Below are 5,954 nucleotides of genomic sequence, written 5' to 3'. Positions count from 1 at the left end.
TTATTTGTTATTTTTGATGTTGTGTGTGGTGCTAAGTGAATAACCTTAGCTCCTGAGTCTTGGACTTGTCCATGTCCTGCAATAGCGATTGATAGTATCTCAGTCTGAGCTCCTTTTCCGAGCATGTATACACAGGGATATTTCATAGTGAGTTTGCTACCTAAGTTACCATCAATCCATTCAACCTTTGAGTCTTCGTAAGCGAATGCTCTTTTGGTAACAAGGTTGAAGATGTTCTTTGACCAGTTCTGGATTGTAGTATACTTAATGTAAGCTCCTTTTTTAGCAATGATTTCAACGACTGCGGTGTGTAGTGAATACGATGGGTACATAGGTGCGGTGCATCCTTCAATGTAGTGTACGCTAGCTCCTTCCTCAGCTATAATGAGAGTTCTTTCAAACTGTCCTATGTTGCGGGTGTTTATTCTAAAGTAAGCCTGAAGTGGTATTTCTACATAGACTCCCTTTGGAACATAGATAAAAGTGCCACCGCTCCACACAGCACTGTTTAGGGCAGAAAACTTATTGTCAGCAGGTGGAACAACAGTGCCGATGTATTTCCTAACCAATTCGGGGTATTCCTTAACCGCAGTGTCCATATCGGTGAATATAACTCCCTTGCTTTCCCATTGTGATTTGATATTGTGATACACAACCTCGGATTCGTATTGGGCGCTAACTCCTGCAAGGTATTTCTTCTCTGCTTCTGGAATGCCAAGCCTATCAAAGGTTTTCTTTATATACTCAGGAACTTCGTCCCAGCTTCTGCTTTTTACATCTGTAGGTCTTACATAGTAGTGAATGTCAGAAAAATCTATCTGTTCTAAAAGCTCTCTTTCACCCCACAGTGGCATTGGCTTTTTCTCAAATATCCTATAGGCGTTGAGTCTGAATTCTCTCATCCATTCTTGCTCTCCTTTCATTTCGGAAATCTGCCTTACAATTTCCTCACTTATGCCCTTTTGGGATTTATAAGTGTAAAGTTCTGGATCCTTAAAACCATATTTCTCAAAGTCTAACTTTATTCCCTTGACCTCTTCACTCATAAAATCCTGCCTGTTGCATTATAATGGGGGATTTTATATTCTCCTTTTCCTACTCATAGGGTTAACTAGATTGTTCGGAAGAAAGACATTTTTAGGTTATACTCGTGGATAGTTCCTCTAGAGTCCAATCGTATCCCTCTTCTTCTATCTTCTCTGCAAGGGTGTAATCTCCTGTCTTGACTATTCTGCCTCCGTTGAGAATGTGAACAAAGTCAGGTTTTAGATACTTGAAGATTCTGGAGTAATGAGTTATGACTATAAATGCATTGTTACTATTTCTAAACTTGGTTATACTTTCTGAGATTACTCTTAGAGCATCAATGTCTAGTCCTGAGTCTATCTCATCCATTATTGCGAGTTCAGGTTGCAAAAGCAACATTTGAAGTATCTCTGACTTCTTTTTCTCTCCGCCAGAAAAACCTTCATTGAGGTATCTTGTCATAAACGAATCGTCAATCTCCAGTAGTTCCATTTTGGACTTGATGAAGTTTCTAAACTCTATAGGTTTTGGTGGAACAAAAGTGTCTTTTAGCCTATAGCAGTTAAGCACACTGTAAGCAGTTCTTAGAAAGTTTATAAGCCTAACTCCCTGAACTTCTACTGGGTGCTGAAAAGCTAGAAATATCCCCCTCTTGGCTCTCTCGTTGGGTGGAAGATTTGTGATATCTTCTCCTTTGAAGAATATCCTTCCTCCTTCAACCTTGTATTTGGGATTGCCCATTATCACATTAGAAAGCGTTGTTTTACCAGAACCGTTGGGTCCCATTATAGCATGTATTTCTCCTTTCCCAACCTCAAGATCTATCTTCTTAAGAATAAGGTTGTCATCAATGCTGACTTTTAGATCAACAATTTTGAAGAAACTGTCCATCACTTCCTCCTACTCTCAGCTCCGCTAGGAACCTCTCTCTTCCTTCCAAGCTTCCGTAAAGCTTCTATAAATCTATAAAATTTTTCTCCACAGTCAAGTTTTTCTAATAAAGTTTGGTTTATCAAACTTTGTTTGAGAAATCTTACAGTAGGTATTCTAGTAGATTTTTTTTATAATTTCCCCATCGGCACAGAAGTATATAATTCCCAGCAGGTGCTTGTTGACTAGAGAGTGTATTATTTTCTCAACATCCTGTCTAGGTTTTCCTTTTAGTTTTCCAAATCCTCTGCGTAGAAAATTTTCTCCCAAGCCTAGAAGTAAGTCTATGGCGTTTTCGTATTGATAGTAGCTTTCTCTTAAGGTCTTGTATAGTTCTTTTTCTTCTTCTTTAAGTTCATCAAGGTTGTTCTTTTTTCTGCCTAGGTGAGGGTTTTCGGTTGATAGCAAATAGGTCTTGAGGTATTCAATTTTGTCTTCTTTAGAGCCTAAGAAGTTTAGAAAGCTTAAGTATTCTTTCTTGAGGTGTTTTTTCCTTTTTATCTTGCTTGCTAGGGTTTTTTCATCTTTTGTAGATATGATGAGGGTATATTTCTTGGAAGCAAGGTTGATGTGGTTGTAAATAAATTCCTCTATTGAGTATGGACAAGAGAGGTAGATGACTTTTGAGAAGTCCACGCCTTTTAGTAGTGATATGAAGTTTTTGGGTGCAACTAGTATTCCTTCTTTCGTTAGGAATTTACTGATAGTTATTCTTTTTTGTATGGTGTTTCTACTTTTCAGAGCGAAGATGTTTCTTGTTATGTCTTTTAGTATAGATTCAAGAAAAAGTGTATGGGTTAGGTTTTTGCAGATTATTAGGGTTCTGTTGGTATTTTTGATCAAATTAGCTAAAGTATCCAGTTTGTTGTTTGTGAATACTGTTTGGATTTTGAAGTTAAGCTCAGGTTTTACGAGAACCTTTTTCTCTTTGCAACCTATGCTTTTTAGTAGCTTTAAGAGGGTTTTTAGGGGCAGAGAGCCTGAGATAGTGATCAACCTTTTAGGTTTTGTGTTTCTTAGAAAGAAATAGAGGTTTTTGTATTTCTCTTTGAAGAGGGGGGAGGATGGGAAGATGAGTTCGGGGTCTAGGAGGATGTAATCGCAATCAACATAGGGTTTCTGGAAAAAGTTTTTCAGCTTTTCCAGTGGTTTTTGGTTTGGATTCAAGATTTCTGGTTTTAGGTTTAGGGTTTTTATGAGAAGGTCTAGATTTGATGGAGTGATGATTTTTAATGGTGATGAGGTTAGGAAGTCTGAGATGGAGTTAGTTGTTAGTATGAGGGTAGGGGAGTTTATGTTGATGATCTCCCCTATAAGGAGTTTTCTTTTTTCTGATGGGCATATAAGGTGCATTAGGAGATGAGATTCTTCATTCTTTTTATTTGTGAAGAAAGTACTTCAACTTCTTGCTTTAGTCTTCTTTTTCTGCTTCTTGGCTTATCTGAGAGTAAGTGTCTCATTCCTGCTCTTCTTCTCATTATTTTACCTGAGCCTGTGATTTTGAACCTTTTTTGTGCTGAGGTATTTGGTTTGTTTCCTTTACCCATTGTTTTGCCTCCTAGTCAAGATGGTGTCCTTGGAAGGATTTAATACCTTTGTAGATAGCATATGGTCCAAGTTCCTCTTCTATTCTTATCAGTTGGTTATATTTTGCGAGTCTATCGGTTCTGGAGAGAGAACCTGTTTTGATCTGGCCGGAGTTTGTAGCGACTGCGAGGTCTGCGATCGTTGTGTCTTCGGTTTCTCCAGATCTGTGTGAGATGATATAGGTATAGCCTGAATTTCTTGCAAGTTCTATGGCATCAAGTGTTTCTGTTAGTGTTCCTATTTGGTTAACTTTAATTAGGATTGAGTTTGCTATTCCCTTTAGTATTCCTTCTCTTAGTATCTTTGGGTTTGTTACAAAAACATCATCGCCGACTAGTTGGATCTTGCACCCTAGTTTATCTGTCAACATTTTCCATCCATCCCAGTCATGTTCTGACATTCCGTCTTCAATTGAGATGATTGGGTAGCTTTTAACCCAGTCTTCTAGAAGCTCTACCATTTTTTCGGAGGATAACTCTCTGCCTTCTCCCTTTAGAACATAAACCTTCTTTGAGCTATCATAAAGTTCGCTTGATGCAAGGTCCAGGGCAAGGTATATGTCCTTGCCGGGGGTGTAGCCAGCTTTTTCTATTGCCTCAATTATTACTTCTATTGCCTGTCTGTTTGATTGGAGATTAGGAGCAAAGCCTCCTTCGTCTCCAACTCCTGTTGATAAACCTTTAGATGATAGAACTTTCTTAAGGGAATGGAAAGTTTCGGCAGCCATTCTTATTGCATCCTTAAATGATGTAGCGTTAACGGGTACAATCATAAACTCCTGAAAGTCAACGTTGCTGTCAGCGTGTTTACCGCCATTAAGCACATTGCACATAGGAGTTGGAAGAACTTTTGCGTTAGTTCCGCCAATATACCTATAAAGAGGGATTCCGAGCAAATTTGACGCAGCTCTAGCAACGGCTAAAGAGACGCCGAGGATTGCGTTTGCACCTAGCTTTGATTTATTGCTAGTGCCATCAAGCTTAATAAGTTTATTATCAATCTCAACTTGATTGAAAACAGACATACCAACGATTTCATTTTTGATTATTTCGTTTACGTTCTTAACTGCATTTAAGACACCTTTCCCAAGGTATCTATTCTTATCGCCATCTCTAAGTTCTACAGCTTCGTTTTCACCAGTAGATGCTCCTGAAGGCACTGCTGCTCTGCCAGTAATTCCACTGTCTAGAACTACATCAACCTCAACGGTGGGATTTCCTCTAGAATCAAGTATTTCTCTTCCGATAATATCTACTATCACATCTGACATACTTCCCTCCAGTGATATTTTTTGAGTTATTTTAAGGTTTTCTGTACCTTTGTATCAACTTGGAGAGAGAGTATTCAGAATTGCTAGAAAGTCTATTTTAAACTTTCTTATCATCTTTCACAAAATTTGGTGTCTTGAAGTGATTGTGTATGTTGAGGAAGTTTTTATTAACTAGTGCTGTGAGTATTGTGGAGCTAAAGCGATCAGTCCAAATCGCTATAAATGGTTCGTATTCTAGTCGTAACTATCCAGGTGCTTGGTTTTGTTCATATATTCTAGGAGCTCAGGATATAGATGGAGGAGTGCTATCAATGGTAAAATTGACTAATCAAACATCGGTGAATTCTTATGTATACTATGCTTATCCAGGATCGGGGAATAATTTGATAGGTGTTGGTATTGTTGACGATGCAAATCAAAATGGTGCTAACAATGTTTTTGAGGATATGGTTAATGGAGAATTTACTGATCCATTTATAGCTACTAATTCTGATGGAAGTAATATCACAACCTTTGTGCCGGTAAATACTAATGTTATCCTTTATACAAAGTGAGTCTTTGATTTGTGGGAGGGGGTTAGCCTCTCTCCTCTTCTCCCCAAGCCCTTGAAACGACTTATCACCTCTATAACCTTTTACCTTTTATCTGTTAGTGTCATGGTTTTAATATACTTTCACAGACACATTCTTCTTCCTACCTAATCTCTAAAGCCTTTCGGCAATTTCTTGAACATCCTCTTGTTGAAGGTTGATTTAAGTGTAATCACTTACGGAGTATTAGAATATATTCATATTTCATTGTTGTGTCAGTATCTCCTTTTATGTTGGAGGGAGAATTTTGGATTGGTATTCTCTTGTTGTGGATTTGTCTAACTATTGTTTTGATATGTTCTAATCCTTCATTACTGAAGAATTCAGCGGAAATTACGTCTGTTGGAAGATCTACTTTTCTAACTCTCCTCTTTCCGACGACAAAGCATACATAACCACCTCTTTTGACTGATCTTGCTATCACCTTTATAGCGTTGTATAAGTCATCGTAGAACGAAAGTATTTCTTCTGCTCTCTTTTCATCAACTTCTAGAATTTGCTTGAGGGTAGTATATAGAGTTTCTGAAGGTAAGTTAGTGTGAGTTTTACTG

At 38.0% G+C, this 5,954-nt stretch carries 7 protein-coding genes; 1 reads left to right on the top strand and 6 read right to left on the bottom strand.

Features of this window, described 5'->3' with window-relative positions:
* From sufB to eno, 5 genes are all read right to left on the bottom strand, one after another.
* A partial coding sequence (gene sufB / locus ABDH28_07280) for a Fe-S cluster assembly protein SufB (GenBank protein MEN2998816.1) occupies window positions 1-1,046 on the bottom strand: 1,046 nt, incomplete at its 3' end.
* A gap of 91 nt (window positions 1,047-1,137) precedes the next feature.
* The gene (gene sufC / locus ABDH28_07275; GenBank protein MEN2998815.1) at window positions 1,138-1,917 is read right to left on the bottom strand and encodes a Fe-S cluster assembly ATPase SufC; all 780 of its coding nucleotides are present in this window, start codon (window positions 1,915-1,917) and stop codon (window positions 1,138-1,140) included.
* A 156-nt stretch (window positions 1,918-2,073) separates the two neighbouring features.
* Complete coding sequence (locus ABDH28_07270) at window positions 2,074-3,309, bottom strand: hypothetical protein (protein MEN2998814.1); 1,236 nt, start codon at window positions 3,307-3,309, stop codon at window positions 2,074-2,076.
* The gene (rpmI, locus tag ABDH28_07265; GenBank protein MEN2998813.1) at window positions 3,309-3,503 is read right to left on the bottom strand and encodes a 50S ribosomal protein L35; all 195 of its coding nucleotides are present in this window, start codon (window positions 3,501-3,503) and stop codon (window positions 3,309-3,311) included. The genes ABDH28_07270 and rpmI overlap by 1 nt, the downstream gene beginning before the upstream one ends.
* Window positions 3,504-3,514: 11 nt before the next feature.
* The gene (eno, locus tag ABDH28_07260) at window positions 3,515-4,813 is read right to left on the bottom strand and encodes a phosphopyruvate hydratase (GenBank protein ID MEN2998812.1); all 1,299 of its coding nucleotides are present in this window, start codon (window positions 4,811-4,813) and stop codon (window positions 3,515-3,517) included.
* Window positions 4,814-4,962: 149 nt separating this feature from the next.
* Here eno and ABDH28_07255 point away from each other — a divergent pair, with 149 nt between their 5' ends.
* Window positions 4,963-5,367: a hypothetical protein gene (locus ABDH28_07255; GenBank protein MEN2998811.1), complete on the top strand. Its 405-nt coding sequence runs from the start codon at window positions 4,963-4,965 to the stop codon at window positions 5,365-5,367.
* A 208-nt stretch (window positions 5,368-5,575) separates the two neighbouring features.
* On the opposite strand, the gene ABDH28_07250 is transcribed toward ABDH28_07255, so the two are convergent.
* On the bottom strand, window positions 5,576-5,954 hold a 379-nt coding region (locus ABDH28_07250), incomplete at its 5' end, for a DNA methyltransferase (GenBank protein ID MEN2998810.1).

The organism is Brevinematia bacterium (assembly GCA_039630355.1).
GTDB lineage: Bacteria > Spirochaetota > Brevinematia > DTOW01 > DTOW01 > SKYB106.
This window is presented reverse-complemented; position numbering and strand designations above follow the sequence as displayed.

Bases quoted from the DNA above. Each gene is read 5' to 3' on its own strand.
- ABDH28_07255 (MEN2998811.1), top strand. From the start codon at position 4,963: ATGTTGAGGAAGTTTTTATTAACTAGTGCTGTGAGTATTGTGGAGCTA.
- rpmI (MEN2998813.1), bottom strand. From the start codon at position 3,503: ATGGGTAAAGGAAACAAACCAAATACCTCAGCACAAAAAAGGTTCAAA.
- sufC (MEN2998815.1), bottom strand. From the start codon at position 1,917: ATGGACAGTTTCTTCAAAATTGTTGATCTAAAAGTCAGCATTGATGAC.
- eno (MEN2998812.1), bottom strand. From the start codon at position 4,813: ATGTCAGATGTGATAGTAGATATTATCGGAAGAGAAATACTTGATTCT.
- ABDH28_07270 (MEN2998814.1), bottom strand. From the start codon at position 3,309: ATGCACCTTATATGCCCATCAGAAAAAAGAAAACTCCTTATAGGGGAG.